This window comes from Ligilactobacillus salitolerans, assembly GCF_003864415.1.
Classification (GTDB): Bacteria; Bacillota; Bacilli; order Lactobacillales; family Lactobacillaceae; genus Ligilactobacillus; species Ligilactobacillus salitolerans.
In genome coordinates, this window is the sequence record NZ_BFFP01000018.1 from 1 (window position 1) to 15,955 (window position 15,955).

Here is a 15,955-nt window from a genome sequence, read left to right on the forward strand (position 1 = left end):
GGCGGAGGTCGTGGAACGACATCATTTGGAGCCCAAGTATCATGTTGATTTGGACAAGATCGAAGCTTCCAATCAATTAGTCGATCAGAATCTGGAACGGATCGATAATTTGATCAAGGGACTAAAACAAGCCGCCGAACATATTGAACAAGACGATAAGGACTGGGCAGTTAAGTTCACCACAGACTAAGAGCAATACTGCCTGGAGTCGATTCCCCTAAAACTAGCCCAGAAAGTAAGAGTGCCCCCGGCTATAAAAAGAGCCGCGGACACTTTTTTATTATTAACCGCCCTGCCGGTACCAGCGATACACTGCTTGGGCGACTTGCGTACTCAAATACCTGACCTCCACGTACCGTGCACTGTTGCCGGCCCGCAAGGTCAATTCAACCGTGGTCAAGCCGGCTTTTTTCATCCAGACCGTCTGCTTGAGCGTCACTGCTTGGATCTTCTCGCGCGGTAAGAAAAAAGTTTTGCGGGACAAAAAGCGCGCGGTTTTGGCAACCAGTAAGTTGCCTTGTCCCTGACTGAGTCCGTTATTTCGCGCGGAATATACGCCGCACAAGCAGGCATACAAAACTACCAGCAAACCTAACAAGCCGTAGGGCCAAAATAAGATGGCACTAGCTAAAGTCACCACGGCTGGAAACCAGACCGCGTTGCGGATGATCCGCCACCGTCCGCCTTCTGCTGTCATAAAGACATGCGGTTCTTTAGCCGGCAGCCAGGAGACAAAGCGGCTCGTTTGCACGAGGACTTGCGAGCGTTTGAGCACGGGCAGCAAGACCAAGCCTGCCTCATCTTTTTCATCCGAACCCGCCTGTGATGCTAGGACTGCTTCAACTGTCGCTAACTTCAGCCACTGACGCAAGAGCGTCTGCGAACTGATGACCGCTTGAACTTTTTTGACCGGTGTCGCAACTTCCTTAGTCTGCATCAGCCCGCGACTGGTCTTGAGCCTTTTTCCTTCTTGGACCAGCTCAAAGTGAAAATAGCGGTTGATGACCAGCAGATATGAAAACAAGAGGCTTAACAAAAGCGTGATAAACAGCAAACTGCTCAAGACTAGCAGGCTTTCATGTGCCACAAAGGTCAGAGCCGAATCCAAATATTTCTGCGGAACGGTATCAGAAACCCGGTTATAAATTGTGACCAAGCCCAAAAGCAGCGGCAAAAAAGCCAGCGAGGTCAAGGCATAAAGATTTAAATCATCCCATTTGATCCGATAATGCGCACCAATTTTAACCGGTCGGCTGACTGTGCTGGGGCTTTTTGTCTCATCTGGTTGAGTTTCGCTGCTGAGGCTGGCCGAATCATCTGGCTGGCTTTCTACGCGTGGGTTGGCTGTCTCATTAGGAATTGACTGTTGCTTAGGAAAACGCAGCTCCTGGATCTGCTCAACGATAGCCCGAGAAATCACCGGTAAGACAGCCTCAGCCTTGTCCTCGGAATGACCCGAAGTCTCGATCTGCAGGCTGACCAGCCCAAACGGCCGCAGGTAAAACCACTGCTGAGTCTGCATTGTCTGGATCTTGCTGTAAGCAATGTGGAGGTGCTTTTGAAACAATAAGCCTGAGTTGATCGAGAGTTCCAAATCATTCATTTCATATGTAAACCGCCAGTATTTGATTGCGGAAGCCGTAATGACCAAAAGCAAAAGTCCAAGAGCTATCCACCAAAACCAGGGCGACTTGAGCATGTCAAGGTTGAAGACCAGCATGATCAGCAGCCAGCCCAAGGCGTTTTTGGTCGTTTGATAACAAAAATACAGCAATGCCGCTGGATGAAGTCGCTTAGCTGTCATTATCCTCCCCCTCTTGTGCCAGTTCCATGATCTGCTTTTTCAGAAGTTCTGCTTGTTTTGGCAGTACCCCTGAAATTTCGTGCGCTGCCGCTGCCGTTTCGACCTTGACCTTTTGCAAGCCAAACAATTGCAGCAACGGCCCAGCTTCCAGGGTCACATTTTGGATCCGCGAGATCGGGATGGCGACTTGTTTGTGCCAAAAAAAGCCCGCTTCGATCTCCACGTCGCTGGCTGTGATCTGGTAACGCCAGAAACGATAGCGATAGGGGATCAAGGCCGACTCGATCCCGCAATCCAGCAGTGTCAATGGAACAATGATGTAATTCAGCCACTGCGCCCAGTGCCAAAAATACACGGCAAAAAACATGCCGGCGGCTAAAATTAACCCGACCACTAAAGAGATCCCCACCTCAAGTCGCCAGACCTGTTTGATCTTGACCGGCAGCTGCTGCCAATTTTCCATGCTCATCCTCCTCTAAATTTAAACTATTTGATAATAAGATAACATTTTAAATTAAAAAGAGCAGGTACTTTGACCTGCTCCGGTCCTTATTTGGTTGACATTACATATCTTTTTCACTGACGAGTTGGGCAAATTCTTGCCGCAGCTCTTGATTTTTGGTCTCACTAAAATGCAGGTAATTATGCGGCATGCCTTGATTTTGCATGGTGATCAGCACTTGAGGCTCGCCATCGACAATGGTGAAGAAATAAACGTGCTGGTTGCCATAAGACTGGTCTTTGGCATCCGAATAAACCGCCACCAGACTATAGACACCATCACCTGCTTGACCATTAGTCGACCATTTGACGTTGATCGGCCGCTCACCGATCGAAGCTTGGGACCCATTTTTATGATTTAAGACATCATCTGGGATCTGCAATCCGTAAAAATTGACATTATTTCCAGGCTGATAAGCTTGATACTGCTGGTTCATTTTTTGACTAAAGCGGCCCATGAACTGCTTGAGCTGTTGGGCTTTGCTTGGATTCCACATGGCCTGCGTTTGACTTGCCGACGAACTTTCTTTCGCAGAACTAGAACTAGCCGCGCTCGAACTGGATTCAGCCTGAGCGGAACTTTTTGAACTCTGCTTATCCTTGACTTCGGTCTTAGGCTGTTTGGAACTGGCGGTTTCGTCTGTCTGATCAGCAGATTTGCCGCAGCCGGCCAGCAATGCGGCCAAGAGTACCAGGGTGCCTGCAACTTGCTTCTTCAAATGAAACTCCCCCTTTCCTTTCACCATTAGGATATCAAATTTGGGCAAAAATTGAAAACGGTTTACAAACTCAAACGCCAATTAACCGACTATATAAATGTAAGTTTCTTGAAAAAAAAGTCAAATACGGCTAATATGGTAAAGTTAGAATTAAAAGATTTTGGACAACTAACTCAAGTTTGATTGAAAGAGGAAATTAACCATGGTTCATGTAAAATCTGCCTACTGGCAAAATGTCATTGAAGAAGCACAAAAACATCCGGCAGTTCCGGGCTTAGAGAAGATCCCATTCTTCTCGATGGCTCCGATGGAAGCTGTGACGGATTCTGTCTTCCGGCGTGTCGTCGCCCATGCCGGCGGGCCAGATGTCTATTTCACGGAATTCACCAATGCCCGCAGCATCACCCACCCGAAAGCCAAGTTTTCGGCGCAGGTCCGCTTACATGTTGCGGAAAACGAAAAGATGCCGATCGCCCAGATCTGGGGAAACCGCAAGATCGATTTTGAAACTGCCAGCCAAGACTTAAAAGAACACGGTTATCAAGCCTTGGATATCAACATGGGCTGCCCGTCCGGCACGATCATTAAAAACGGCGGCGGCTCGGACATGATTCGCCACTTCGATGACGCCGCGGCAGTGATTGCCGGCGCCAAAACTGCTGGGCTGCCCGTTTCGGTCAAAACACGGCTCGGGTTCAACCAGCTGGAGACTTTTGAAACTTGGATCCCATTTTTGCTAGAACAAGATATCCCGCTGTTAACGGTGCACGTTCGTTCCCGCAAAGAAATGTCCAAAGTTCCGGCGCACTATGAATACATTGATCGTTTAGTCGAACTCCGCGATCAAATCGCGCCCAACACTCTGCTGCAGATCAACGGCGACATCAAGGATCGGGCCGCTGGTTTGGAACTGGTGCGCCAGCACCCTGGCGTCGACGGGATCATGATCGGGCGCGGGATCTTCGAAAACCCCTTTGCCTTCGAAGACGTCCCCCGCGAGCACACATTGGAAGAGACCTTGAGTCTCCTGCGGATGCAGCTGGATCTGTACGATCAATTCAACGCAGCTTACGGTCCGCTGAACTTCCGCAAGCTGCGCCGCTTCTTTAAAATTTATGTGCGCCATTTCAACTATGCTTCGGATCTGCGGATCGCGCTGATGGAAAGCAACAGTACAGCTGAAGCCCGCGAGTTGCTGGATCATTTTGACCAGCAGGCGGCCGCTTATGCAACTGAGCAGGAAATTGCCATCGCTCCGGAAGAATAACCTGCCTATTTGTGAGGGTGAACCGAATTCAAACTGCCGAGTGTCTCGAGCTCGGACGTTTCTTTGCCAAACTTATGGCCGACCTTAGGAGCTCGGACGCTTCTTTGCCAAACTTATGTCCGACCTCAGCAGCTCGGACGTTTCTTTGCCAAACTTATAGCCGACCTCAGCAGCTCGGACGTTACTTTGCCAGACTTATGGCCGACCTCGGAAGCTCGGACGTTACTTTGCTAAACTTGTGGCCGACCTTAGGAGCTCGGACATTACTTTGCTGTTTCTAGGTCCAAGAGTTGCATTCTTGGACCAAACTTCATCGATTTAAGGTCCAAGCTTCAACCCTTAAAATTGGAATTTATAAATCTCAAAACTAAGAGCCTAGCATCTCAAGTCCCCTTGAGTCCTAGGCTCTCTTTTGTATTCAATTAAATCTCACTAGTTTCAGCCACTGTTTTATCTTGCTTAAATTTGGACAGCAGCCAGCCTAACAAGAGGCCAGCCAACATAAACGGCAAGAAATCCAACCCGACATTATACAACAGGATCGTCTTCCCAGCCCAACTATCGAAACTGGAGATCAGAGTGGTCTGGGCAAATACCGGCGGCAAAGTATGGATCAGATCCAAAATTGCCGGGATCATCGTCAACGTGATCGTCGTTTTGTAAATGATCTTGTTCTGGCCAATCAGCGGTGCCATTAAACCCAGCAGGATTAGCGCAATCGCTAACGGGTACAAAAAACTCAGTAACGGAGAGGAATAAGCGATGATCTGCTCCAAGCCGAAGTTTGCAATCAGAAATGAGATCGCTGCGGCACCGAACAAGCAACGATGGTAACCGACCTGAGGAAAACGGCGGCTTAAGTCCTGTGCCAAAGACGTGATCAAGCCAATGGCTGTCGTCAAGCAGGCCAGCAAAGTTAAAGCAGCTAGTAACGCCGCGCCGATCATGCCGGTATAGTGGCGCATGATCACGGTAAAGGCACTGCCGCCTTCCGCAGTCATTTTCATGTAACCGAGACTGGCAGCTCCCAAGACGATCAGCGCCAGGTAGATCAAAGCTTCAAAGCCCATCGTCAAAGCTCCTATTTTACCAACTGAACGTGAGCGCAGTCTTGAATCGCTTTGGCCAAAGTTCCGCAGCGCCGCCACGATCGTCACGCCAAACCCCAGCCCCGCCAAGGCATCCATCGTGTTATAGCCTTCCAAAAAACCGGTGATGAAGTTGCCGGTACTTTTGGCTCCAGCAGACAGAAACGGCAATGCAGCAATATCTTTGCCCTTGAGCACAAAGGCAACAAAGAACAGTCCAGCTAACAGCAAGATCAGCAACGGATTCAAAATTTTGCCGACATTGCGGGTAATGCTGTTTTGATCGTAGGCTAACAGGAAAACCGCCGCGAAAAATAAGAATGAGAAGACCAGTAAACTAGCGTGAAGCCAGGATCGGGGAATAAAGGGCTGCACCCCCATCGAAAACGTCACCGTGGCGGTCCGCGGTGACGCCACCAGCAACCCCAGGGATGCATGGGTCAAGATCAGAAAAAGCAAGGCAAAGTTCTTTCCTGCCGGCAAAGCCAAGTCGTACATGCTATTGCTTTTTGTGTTGCTGATCGCCAAAATCGAGCACAGCGGTAACAAAATTGCCGAGATCAAAAAACCACTGGTCGCCGCCAGCCAATTAGATCCAGCCATCTGACCCAGATGGATCGGAAAAATCAAATTCCCCGCCCCAAAGAATAATCCGAATAAAAGTGAAGCTAAAATAATGTACTGCTTGTGCGATAATTTACTATTTTCCTGCATCATCATTTCCTCCTCATTTTTCAAACTAGCGCAATTTCAGCCAAAAAAAACGTCCTTGATCATTTGACTGATCAAGGACGTTTTCACGTGTTACCACCTATGTTCACAACTACTTCGCAATAGCTGCCTTAAAAAGTACGGCGCTCTCCCAGCACAAGCTGGCTTCCGCGATACTCCATTGCGATAATGGGCGCATTCCCATCAGCTACTACCCTTAACATCATAGCTGCGACTTATAGATTACTTTCATCAGCGTTACAACTGCTTCATCCCACCAGCCTGAAGCTCTCTTCGAGTTGTTGACGCTAACTACTCTTCTACGCACTGTCTTTGTCTGTTTGAATTATTGAAACTTAGTTTAGTCGCATCGAATTAAAATGTCAACAGCTATTTTTAATCTTTTTTTAATCGCTGATCGCCGGGGCCTGCCGAATCAAATCTGTCTGATCGAGCTGCTCTAACATGAACCAGGCTAAGTTAGCCCGAGACAGTTTTGCCTGCAGCTGATCCTTGCCCAAATACCCCACGTGCACGCTTTTGGTCAGAGGCTTATCGGTCAAAAGCGAGGCAATCCGCAACAAAGTCCAATCACAATCGGAGCGACGCACCAACTCTGTATACTTCACGATCTGCTCGTAAGAACTCGGGCTGCCCTTTTGGATCATTTTTCGTCTAAACTTGAAGCGCGGGCCATCGATATCCTGCTGGTCCTGGGCGCTGGTAGTGGACAAGGCTACAAAACGCTTCACTCCCAGTTCTTTTAACGCCGTCAAAATGTTAGCGATCCCTAAACTAAGCTGTGCATCACTGGCGGGCTTGCCAGCAGGACCAAGCGCGCTGATCACAGCATCACTGCCTGAAATTGCCGCTTGAACAGCAGCTTGATCCTCTAATTGTCCCTGAACCACGCGCAATTTAGGGTCAATCAACTTCAGTTTCATCGGATTTCTAACGTATGCCACGACCTGATAGCCGCGCTCTAAAGCCTGTTTAACTACCTGTAACCCTGTTTTTCCGCTCGCTCCAAAAACTGTGATCTGCATTATTTTCTCACCTTTCTTCTTTCAAAATCGTTCTAGCTGACTTGAAAAGCAAACTGGTCTTCCGGTTCAAACACAAAAGAATTGTCACAACTATAACCGCGCAGCCAGAGTTCACCAGCAACTTTCCTGAGGTAAAAGCCCTGTACTGCTCTGGCGCCGTTGATTTTCGCAGCGACCGTCACTGCCCCTTCTGGAGCTTTGTGAGCATGCATCACACTGTTCTGGCTGTTAGGCTGACTCTGCCACTGGAGTCGAAAATAGACCGCTGTTTCCAAAGAACAACGCCCTAAACTCAGTTTGTCAGCCGCGGCATAGATCTCAGCCAGCGTCCCGCCAAGCGGCAAGCCCAAGGACGCCACGGGAACAACAAGCACCTTGACTTTGTGCTGCTTTTTAGATAAACCAAAGCAGCTGTCAGCCAATAGATCTCGCCCGTGCTGGTTGAGCCGAATGTCATTTTGCTTGAGCAGCTCTATTAACTCGGACTTTTTATACCCGCCTACTCGCAGCGTAAACAAAGAATTCTTCCCCAAAAAACTGAACCTCCAACTTTACATACTTATTGTTATTATATCTGAACGGCAAAAGAAAAACAGCCCGCGCCAGGCTGCTTTTCGTGCTTTATTCTGATTTTCTTGAAACAATGCAGCAGCCAAAAGTCGCTTTGATCCAACAATCTAGTGTTTGTTCAAAGTCTTCTTGCGGTGCAAATACTCATCTTCATTCAGCTCGCCGCGAGCGTACCTTTCATCCAGGATCTGCTCAGCTTGCGAATGTTGGTGCCGCCAATAGAAAATCACGCCGACAAGCAATAAGATGACAAACCCCCAGAAAAACCAACCTAAGCCCATCTGTCCCATGAAAGTCCAAGCACTGCCGCAATGCAGCATAGTTCAACACTCCTTCCTCTTCACTTGCATTGTAAAACACTTAGCTAAAATTTTGAAACATTTTAATTGACCATTTCATTAGAAATAGAGGCGATTTTTTTGTTAAAATGAAAACGATTGATATGCTGTGAATTCACGAAAGGAAGTAGTTTAATGTCAGATTTACCTACAAGCTCCAGAAGTGCTGTTTTGGAAAAAGTCAATGACGTTCAGCTCAAAGAAACACCTATTAAGCCGGTCGGTCCAACAGATGTCTTGGTCAAGGTCATGGCGGTCGGGATCTGCGGGTCGGATGTCCATTCCTATGATACCGGGCGCTTAGGAGATTTCGTGGTCAAAGAACCACTGATCTTAGGTCATGAAAGCGCGGGCCAGATCATTGGGGTCGGCAGCGAGGTCACTGATTTTCAAGTCGGTGACCGAGTTGCCCTAGAACCTGGTGTCCCGTGCGGCAAATGCGAGTACTGTCGGACCGGAAAATATAATCTGTGCCCTGACGTGCAGTTTATGGCAACGCCGCCAGTCAACGGTGATTTGACCCAATACATCACCTGGCCGGCAGAATTCGTGTATCATTTGCCAGCTGATATGTCCTATGAGATCGGCTCATTAAGCGAACCCTTCTCTGTTTCGATCCACGCCGCGCAGCTAATGGATATCCAGCCCGGCAGTACCGTCTTCATTTCCGGTTCCGGTCCGGTCGGATTATTGAGCATCCTGGCTGCCCGCACTTTTGGCGCAAGCAAGATCATTGCCAGTGATGCTGAACCCAGCCGTTTAGAAATGGCTCTGAAGATGGGAGCCACCGATACGATCGATGTTACCAAACAAGACGTCAAAGAGGCGGTCAAAGCACTAACCGCTGGTGACGGTGCCGACTACGTCATCGAAGCATCCGGTAATAACCACGCCGAAAGCGACGCCTTGCTGACCTTGAAACGTGCTGGCAAGATCGCCTATGTCGGCATGCCGACCCACGATACTGCACCGCTCGACATTATGTTCATGACGACTTACGAGCCGCAGATTTTCGGGATCTTCCGCTACGCCAACACCTACCCGTTGGCAATCAAGATCTTACACGAGCACATGCAAGAAGCCGAGCAGCTGCTGACAGACTTTTACAGTCTGGATGAAACACAGGCTGCTTTTGAACGAACCAAGACTGGCAAAAGCGATTCGTTGAAGGTCATTATTTATCCAAATGAAAAATTAAGAGACAAATAGCTTTATTGAAAAAGCCGGTGGCCGCCGGCTTTTTATTTGCCTTGAGATACTTAGCTCTTTCAAAGCCAAGAAGAGGCAGTTTGTCTTGACGAAATTTTGAAAAGACCAACCAATTACTGCTCTTTCGGTTGGTCTTTAGCTTAATAACCAACCAATTGCTCCTCTTTTGGTTGGTCTTTAGCTTAATAACCAACCAATTACTCCTCTTTCGGTTGGTCTTTGGCTTAATAACCAACCAATTACTGCTCTTTCGGCTGGTCTTTACTTAATAACCAACCGATTGCTTCTCTTTTGGTTGGTCTTTAGCTTAATAACCAACCAATTGCTCCTCTTTCGGTTGGTCTTTAGCTTAATAACCAACCAATTGCTCCTCTTTCGGTTGGTCTTTGACTTAATAACCAACCAATTGCTCCTCTTTCATTTGAAAAGCCAATTATCTCCCCTGCAATTCGCATTTAATTAAAAAAACAGCAGACCACTTCTGATCTCCTGCTTCTCGTATTTTTCAAATTTTAGAGAACCGCAGTTCCTGTTTTCAACGACTCTGCCAAAGCCTGGGCGGCTAATTTTCCTTCGTTAAACGCCCAGATCACCAGACTGCTGCCGCGCCGTGCATCACCAGCAATGAAAACCTGCTCGTCATTGGTCGAATAGTCATGCCGGCTGTGCGGATCAGTCGCTTGGATCTCGAAATTATCCAGCATATCATCACGTGGTCCGGCAAATCCCATCGCCAGCAAGACCAAATCGACAGGCAGCGTCTTTTTGACCCTTTGCTCCGGCTCATGGTTCTTGACTACTGCCAGCTGTGCGTGCTTGACTTGACCGTTGCTGCCGGTAAAGCCGATCACGGTCCGCTCGTATTCGGTGATCCGTTGGTTGAAAACCTCTTGGGCTTCCGCTTGCCCATAGCCGACTTTTTTGACCCGCGGATATTCCGGCCATGGGTTGTCCGGCTTGCGTTTCAGCAACGGTTCCGGGTGGTTGTCAACTTGATAGATCGAGGCCGCGCCCAAACGGACCGCCGTTCCGATACAGTCGTTGCCGGTATCGCCGCCGCCCACGACCAAGACGTTTTTGCCCTTCAAAGTCTGCTGCAAGTTCTGCTTGCCTGCCAAAAGGTCGCGCGTCACTTGCGCTAAAAAGTCGACAGCAAACTCGATCCCGCCTAAGTTGCGCCCGTTGACCGGCAAATCACGCGGCTTTTCAGCGCCAATGCAGACCAGAACACGCAGATACTCGCTTTTTAGTTCTTCTAGTGTCACATCCACGCCGACTTCGGTCTGCAGGTGGAACAAAACACCTAGTTCCTCCATGATCTTGACCCGCCGTGCCACCATTTCTTTAGGCAGCTTCATGTTCGGAATGCCATACATCAATAAGCCGCCGGGACGGTCCGCTTTTTCATAGACCGAAACGCTATAACCCAGCTGAGTCAGGCGCCAGGCCGCCGCTAAACCGGCTGGCCCCGAACCAATGACTGCGACTTTCAAGCCATTTTTTTGGACTGGTTTGCCTTGGTCTTTGACCCAGCCGTTGGCAAATCCTTTTTCGATAATAAAGTGCTCGTTGTTGCGGATCGTGATCCCCTGCCCGTTCAGTGCCTCGTTACAGCTCAACTCACAGGGCGCTGGACAGACCAGCCCCGTAAATTCAGCCAACGGGTTGGTTTTAGTCAGACGATCAAATGCCATCCGATCTTGCTCAAGCGAAACCAAATCGTTCCATTCCGGGATCAGGTTATCATTGGGACAGCCGCCGACCAGCCGCCCGTCAAAGAAGATCCCATGGTGGCAGTGAGCCACACCGCAATTCATGCAGCGTGCCGCTTGTTTGCGGCGTTCTTTTTCGTCCAGTTCGTCCTCTAATTCATTAAAGTCTTTGATCCGCTCGCCAATCGGACGGAACGGGTTATCTTTTCTCTCATACTTCATAAATCCTCTTGGATCTGACATTCGCGCCACCACCTTTACTTGTCGTTTGCGACAACTTGTTCAAACGCTTCTTCCAACAGCTGGTCTTGCTTGACACCCTGAGCCCGCAGTTCTTTGACTGTTGAGTTGATCTTATGGTAATCATTCGGGTAGACCTTCACGAAATCCCGGCTGGCTTGCTTCCAGTTGGCCAAAATCTGGCTGGCCTTGAGCGAACCGGTAAACTCAACGTGCTTTTGCAGCAGGTCCACAACGATCTCCAGATCCTTTTGCTCCTTCAAAGTATACAAGCTGACCATTTCTTCGTTGACTCTGCTTTCAAATATGTGCTCTGGATCATAAACATAGGCTAGTCCGCCGGACATGCCGGCGCCAAAATTGCGTCCAGTCTGACCCAAGACAACCACGTGTCCGTCTGTCATATATTCACAGCCGTGGTCGCCAATGCCTTCCACGACGACATCCGCGCCTGAATTGCGGACACAGAAACGCTCGCCAGCGCGCCCGTTAAAGTAGGCTTCACCGGAAGTAGCGCCAAAGCAGGCAACGTTGCCGACGATCGTAGCTTGACTGTACATTTCGCGGGCATTATCCGGAGAAGCGATCACGAGCCGTCCGCCGCACAATCCTTTGCCAACATAATCATTGGCTTCGCCTTGCAGCTTTAAAGCCAGTCCTTGCGGAATAAAGGCGCCGAAACTTTGACCGGCCACTCCCTGGTAATTAAAACTGATCTTGCCCGCTGCCAAACCATGGTCGCCGAAGCGCTGGGCGATCCAGCCGCCGATCCGGCTCCCGACTGCGCGTTGGGTGTTGTCGATCGGCAGGTCAACTTTGACCGGCTGTCCTGCCTCCAGGGCACTTTGGGCAAATGCATCCAATTCATTAGCAGCAACGTTATCCTGCTTGCGTCCGTGATACTTGCGCTCGATCGTAAACTGGCTGTTTAAGATCTGATCGTAGTTCAGCGAGCGTGCCTTCCCCTTAGCGACAAAGCGCGGCTTTAAGTCTTCTGTATGCCCGACCATCTGATCGAGGGAATGATAGCCCAATTCTGCCATCACAGAACGCAGGTCTTCGGCTAAGAATTTCATCATGTTCTTGACGTGCTCCGGTTTGCCGGCGAAATGGCGCCGTAAGCGCGGATCTTGGGTGCAGATCCCGACCGGACACGTGTTTAACGAACAGACACGCATCATGATGCAGCCCACCGCACAGAGTGTCAGAGAACCAAAGCTAAATTCTTCGGCCCCCAACAGGGCAGCCACCGCGATGTCGCGTCCAGTCATTAATTTGCCGTCAGTCTCCAAGGTCGTGCGCTGGCGTAAGTGATTCAGCGAAAGCGTCTGATGGGCATCTGCCAAACCGATCTCCCACGGCAAACCGGCATCGCGGACTGAAGTTCTAGGCGCCGCCCCGGTCCCGCCATCGTAGCCGCAGATCGCGACCTTGTCTGCGCCGGCCTTGACCACGCCGGCAGCAATCGTCCCGACCCCACTGGAAGCCACCAATTTGACGGTGATCTTAGCCGCTGGATTAACGGCATGCAGATCATAGATCAGCTGTTTTAAGTCTTCGATCGAGTAAATATCATGGTGCGGCGGCGGTGAGATCAGCCGCACGCCGGGAGTCGCGCCGCGGCATTCGGCGATCCACGGATAATTCTTGTTGGCTGCCAGCTGCCCGCCTTCACCCGGCTTGGCCCCCTGCGCCATCTTGATCTGGATCTCGCTGGCACTCATCAAGTACTCGGCATTGACACCAAAGCGCCCGGAAGCAACCTGCTTGATCGCGCTGTTTGTCGGACGAGAATAACGCTCAGCCGCTTCGCCGCCCTCACCGCTGTTGCTTTTGGCGCCAAGTTCATTCATCGCCTGGGCGATCGTTTCATGGGCTTCTTGCGAAAGCGCGCCGAAACTCATCGCGCCGGCCTTAAAACGCTGAATGATCGCCTCTGCCGGCTCAACTTCAGATAACGGCAGCGCTTCGTGGTGCCCCTTAAGGTCCCACATGGCCCGCAGGTTCTTGGGGTGTTTTTCTTCTTGGTCATTGACTTCCTGCACATATTCTTGGAATAGTTGATAGTCACCGGTCCTAACGGCTTGTTGAAATTTGAAGATCGTCAGTGGCTCGAAGATGTGCTTTTCACCATCCGCGCGGAATTTGAAACTTCCTCCGGAGGGCAAGGCGTCTTTGGCACTCGGGCCATAGGCGCTTTGATAACGCTCTAGGTATTCTGCTTCGATCTCGTTCAGGCCGATCCCGCCGATCCGGCTTGGTGTGCCGGTGAAATACTGGTCGCATAAGGCTTGGTCAAGTCCCACCGCCTCAAAAAGCTGCGCGCTTTGATAACCGTTGATGGTTGAGATCCCCATCCGGCTCATGACTTTGACGATGCCCTTAACACAAGCATGCAGATAAGTCGGCAGCTGTTCTTCCATGCCAAATGACACGATGGTGGCATAAGCGCCGTAGGGATGAATTGCCGACGCGCCATAACCTAATAAGGCAGCGTAATGATGGATCTCACACGCTTCGCCCGTATCCACGATCAGGGTCGCTTGGCTGCGAATGTTCTTATTGATCAAATAGTTATTTAAGCCGCCCACTGCCAGCAAAACTGGGATCAACAGCGAATTAGCGGTCACGTCCCGGTCGGTCAAAATCAAGAGCGAAGCCCCGTCGTCGATCGCTTCTTCGGCTTGTTTAAACATTCGGGCCAGAGCCTTTTCCAGCCTCCCGTTAGCCAGCGTGTCTTTGTCATAAGCTAACGAAAGAGTCGCTGTTTTAAAGCCTGGCAAGTTCAAGTGTTTGAGCTTGGCAAATTCTGGCGTTGTCAAAAACGGCGAGTCAAGCTTGACCTTGCGGGCGTTTTCTGGAACTGCCTGACTGACATCTGCGTCCTTGCCCAAATATACTTGCGTATTGATGACGTGTTCTTCACGGATCGCGTCGATTGGCGGATTAGTGACCTGGGCGAATTCTTCTTTGAAATAAGTAAATAAAGACTGGGACTTTTCACTTAAAACGGCCAAAGGGGAATCAAAGCCCATCGAAATGATCGGATCTTCACCTTTTTGCGCCATCGGCAAGATCGCCTCGCGAATGATGTCATCAGTGTAACCATGACGCCGCCACAGCGTTTCCAAGGCTGCTTGAGACAGATCCTCATGGACATCGGGTTGCGGCAGCTCTTCCAAAGTCAGCTGTTCTTCCTCCAGCCACTCCTGGTAAGGATGAGCTTGGGCATATTTTTCCTTGATCTCGTCAGTCAACATTAGTTTGCCAAGCGCGGTGTCGACCAAAAGCATGTCGTTGGGCCCCAAGACTCCTTTTAAGCGGACACTTTCCGGAGCGATATCGACCACCCCTGATTCGGAAGCAGCCACGATCGTCTGCTGGTCATCCACGGTGTAATGGGATGGCCGTAAACCGTTCCGATCTAAGAAGGCTCCGACCTGGATCCCGTCAGTAAAGCAGAGCGCGGCCGGTCCATCCCACGGGGTGACGAAGCTAGCATGATATTCATCGAAAGCCAGTCTTTTTGCAGACAGATGGTGGTTGGTCTGGGTTTCTTGGATAAGCATCAACAAGTCTTCAGGAATGTCGCGTCCTTTGCGATACAAAAATTCCATGCAGTTTTCTAATTTGGCCGAATCGGAGTCCTCTGGATCGTAGAGTTCGATGCCGTGCGACTTCATCCAATTTTCGTTGCCTTTCAAAGTATTGATCTCGCCATTATGGGCCAAGAAACGATAAGGCTGCGCCCGTTTCCAGCTCGGAAATGTATTGGTTGAAAAACGTGAATGCACCAGGGCGATCGCGCTTTTGACTGCCGGGTCACTTAAGTCAGGGTAAAAAAGCGCGACCTGATAGGCATGCAGCATGCCCTTATAAACGATCGTTTGCGCAGATAAACTAGAGATCGAGAAGTTATCGCTTTGATATGTACCTTCCAAATGACGACGCAAGCGGTATAGCAAGTTTTCAAATTCACGTCCCGCCGCAGATTCTACCGGCCGCTCAATAAAGACTTGCGCAAAACCCGGCATGCTGGCGCGGGCTGTCGGTCCGCAGGCATCATAGACGAAGGGCACGTCCCGTTGACCGAGGACCTTCAAGCCAAAGCCGGTGATCTCATGGCGCACTGAAGCAAGCATGGTTTCTTTATTGCTATTTTCTTGGGGCAAAAATAACTGAGCAACAGCGTAATCACCAGCTTGCGGCAAATGAAAGCCCAAGCGGTCAGCTTCTTGGCGGAAAAATGTATCCGGCAGCTGCAGCAAAACACCAGCACCGTCCCCGCTGTCAGGCTCAGAACCTGTCCCGCCACGATGATTCATCCGTTCCAACATCGTCAAAGCCTGTTCGATCAGCTCATGGTCCTGCCTGCCGTCAATATGTGCAATAAATCCCATGCCGCAAGCATCGTGTTCATAACGTGGATCGTATAACAAATTCTTAGTTTTTCTCATGATTGGTCAGCTCCTCGTTATTGTTTCCATATCAAAACTGTTCGCAAATTTACGTTGTGCACCACATTATTGTGAAGGATTTAATTTTAGTTAACTCTCATTTTACTCATATATTTTTAATGCACAATCCTATTTGGAAAATTTATTGAAAAAAATATCTGATTGAAAGCCAATTTTTAAATAACGAGGACACCAAAAATGCTGCCTCACACATTGGTTCAGCAGCATTTCTCTTATTATTCCTGATTCAGTCAGCTTTTCACAAAAATTGGTCTATCCAAACCAACTGGTTT

12 protein-coding genes and 1 other annotated feature are annotated in these 15,955 nt (G+C 49.7%); of the genes, 3 read left to right on the forward strand and 9 right to left on the reverse strand.

All coding sequences use genetic code 11. The features are described from left to right. Window positions 1-190 (forward strand): hypothetical protein (locus tag LFYK43_RS12550; protein ID WP_158609199.1); only part of this gene is annotated, 190 nt, incomplete at its 5' end. 93 nt (window positions 191-283) lie between these two features. Here LFYK43_RS12550 and LFYK43_RS06165 read toward each other — a convergent pair. The 3 genes from LFYK43_RS06165 to LFYK43_RS06175 form a co-directional block, all read right to left on the reverse strand. Beyond that, window positions 284-1,804, reverse strand: a complete 1,521-nt coding sequence (locus LFYK43_RS06165; protein WP_124976487.1) for a PH domain-containing protein — start codon at window positions 1,802-1,804, stop codon at window positions 284-286. Then, a complete protein-coding gene (locus LFYK43_RS06170) occupies window positions 1,794-2,267 on the reverse strand; it encodes a PH domain-containing protein (RefSeq protein ID WP_124976489.1) in 474 nt (157 codons plus the stop codon). Before LFYK43_RS06170 ends, LFYK43_RS06165 begins: the two co-directional genes overlap by 11 nt. A gap of 100 nt (window positions 2,268-2,367) precedes the next feature. Then, window positions 2,368-3,024 carry a DUF4767 domain-containing protein gene (locus tag LFYK43_RS06175; RefSeq protein ID WP_158609200.1) on the reverse strand — a complete coding sequence of 219 codons (657 nt, stop codon included), beginning with the start codon at window positions 3,022-3,024 and terminating at the stop codon, window positions 2,368-2,370. 202 nt (window positions 3,025-3,226) lie between these two features. On the opposite strand from LFYK43_RS06175, the gene LFYK43_RS06180 reads away from it, so the two are divergent. Then, on the forward strand, window positions 3,227-4,291 hold the full coding sequence (locus LFYK43_RS06180) for a tRNA dihydrouridine synthase (protein ID WP_124976493.1): 1,065 nt from the start codon (window positions 3,227-3,229) through the stop codon (window positions 4,289-4,291). Between the two features lie 422 nt (window positions 4,292-4,713). On the opposite strand, the gene brnQ is transcribed toward LFYK43_RS06180, so the two are convergent. From brnQ to LFYK43_RS06200, 4 genes are all read right to left on the reverse strand, one after another. Continuing rightward, the gene (gene brnQ / locus LFYK43_RS06185; RefSeq protein ID WP_124976495.1) at window positions 4,714-6,093 is read right to left on the reverse strand and encodes a branched-chain amino acid transport system II carrier protein; all 1,380 of its coding nucleotides are present in this window, start codon (window positions 6,091-6,093) and stop codon (window positions 4,714-4,716) included. Window positions 6,094-6,163: 70 nt separating this feature from the next. Further along, window positions 6,164-6,427, reverse strand: a binding site (T-box leader). Window positions 6,428-6,497: 70 nt separating this feature from the next. Further along, window positions 6,498-7,136 carry an NAD(P)-dependent oxidoreductase gene (locus tag LFYK43_RS06190; RefSeq protein ID WP_124976497.1) on the reverse strand — a complete coding sequence of 213 codons (639 nt, stop codon included), beginning with the start codon at window positions 7,134-7,136 and terminating at the stop codon, window positions 6,498-6,500. Window positions 7,137-7,168: 32 nt separating this feature from the next. Continuing rightward, a complete protein-coding gene (locus tag LFYK43_RS06195; RefSeq protein WP_124976499.1) occupies window positions 7,169-7,669 on the reverse strand; it encodes a hypothetical protein in 501 nt (166 codons plus the stop codon). Window positions 7,670-7,813: 144 nt separating this feature from the next. After that, window positions 7,814-8,026, reverse strand: coding sequence for an SHOCT domain-containing protein (locus LFYK43_RS06200; RefSeq protein WP_124976501.1), 213 nt, complete (start codon window positions 8,024-8,026; stop codon window positions 7,814-7,816). Between the two features lie 153 nt (window positions 8,027-8,179). Here LFYK43_RS06200 and LFYK43_RS06205 point away from each other — a divergent pair, with 153 nt between their 5' ends. Beyond that, a complete protein-coding gene (locus LFYK43_RS06205; RefSeq protein ID WP_124976502.1) occupies window positions 8,180-9,253 on the forward strand; it encodes an NAD(P)-dependent alcohol dehydrogenase in 1,074 nt (357 codons plus the stop codon). 512 nt (window positions 9,254-9,765) lie between these two features. Here the strand turns inward: LFYK43_RS06205 and LFYK43_RS06210 are convergent. Next, complete coding sequence (locus LFYK43_RS06210) at window positions 9,766-11,208, reverse strand: glutamate synthase subunit beta (RefSeq protein ID WP_124976504.1); 1,443 nt, start codon at window positions 11,206-11,208, stop codon at window positions 9,766-9,768. A gap of 14 nt (window positions 11,209-11,222) precedes the next feature. Next, a complete protein-coding gene (gene gltB / locus LFYK43_RS06215) occupies window positions 11,223-15,662 on the reverse strand; it encodes a glutamate synthase large subunit (protein ID WP_124976506.1) in 4,440 nt (1,479 codons plus the stop codon). Between the last annotated feature and the right edge of the window lie 293 nt (window positions 15,663-15,955).

What these genes read in the sequence shown, in the direction of transcription:
- LFYK43_RS06165 (WP_124976487.1), bottom strand. Translation starts at nt 1,804, where the DNA reads ATGACAGCTAAGCGACTTCATCCAGCGGCATTGCTGTATTTTTGTTAT.
- LFYK43_RS06170 (WP_124976489.1), bottom strand. Translation starts at nt 2,267, where the DNA reads ATGGAAAATTGGCAGCAGCTGCCGGTCAAGATCAAACAGGTCTGGCGA.
- LFYK43_RS06180 (WP_124976493.1), top strand. Translation starts at nt 3,227, where the DNA reads ATGGTTCATGTAAAATCTGCCTACTGGCAAAATGTCATTGAAGAAGCA.
- brnQ (WP_124976495.1), bottom strand. Translation starts at nt 6,093, where the DNA reads ATGCAGGAAAATAGTAAATTATCGCACAAGCAGTACATTATTTTAGCT.
- LFYK43_RS06190 (WP_124976497.1), bottom strand. Translation starts at nt 7,136, where the DNA reads ATGCAGATCACAGTTTTTGGAGCGAGCGGAAAAACAGGGTTACAGGTA.
- LFYK43_RS06200 (WP_124976501.1), bottom strand. Translation starts at nt 8,026, where the DNA reads ATGCTGCATTGCGGCAGTGCTTGGACTTTCATGGGACAGATGGGCTTA.
- LFYK43_RS06205 (WP_124976502.1), top strand. Translation starts at nt 8,180, where the DNA reads ATGTCAGATTTACCTACAAGCTCCAGAAGTGCTGTTTTGGAAAAAGTC.
- LFYK43_RS06210 (WP_124976504.1), bottom strand. Translation starts at nt 11,208, where the DNA reads ATGTCAGATCCAAGAGGATTTATGAAGTATGAGAGAAAAGATAACCCG.
- gltB (WP_124976506.1), bottom strand. Translation starts at nt 15,662, where the DNA reads ATGAGAAAAACTAAGAATTTGTTATACGATCCACGTTATGAACACGAT.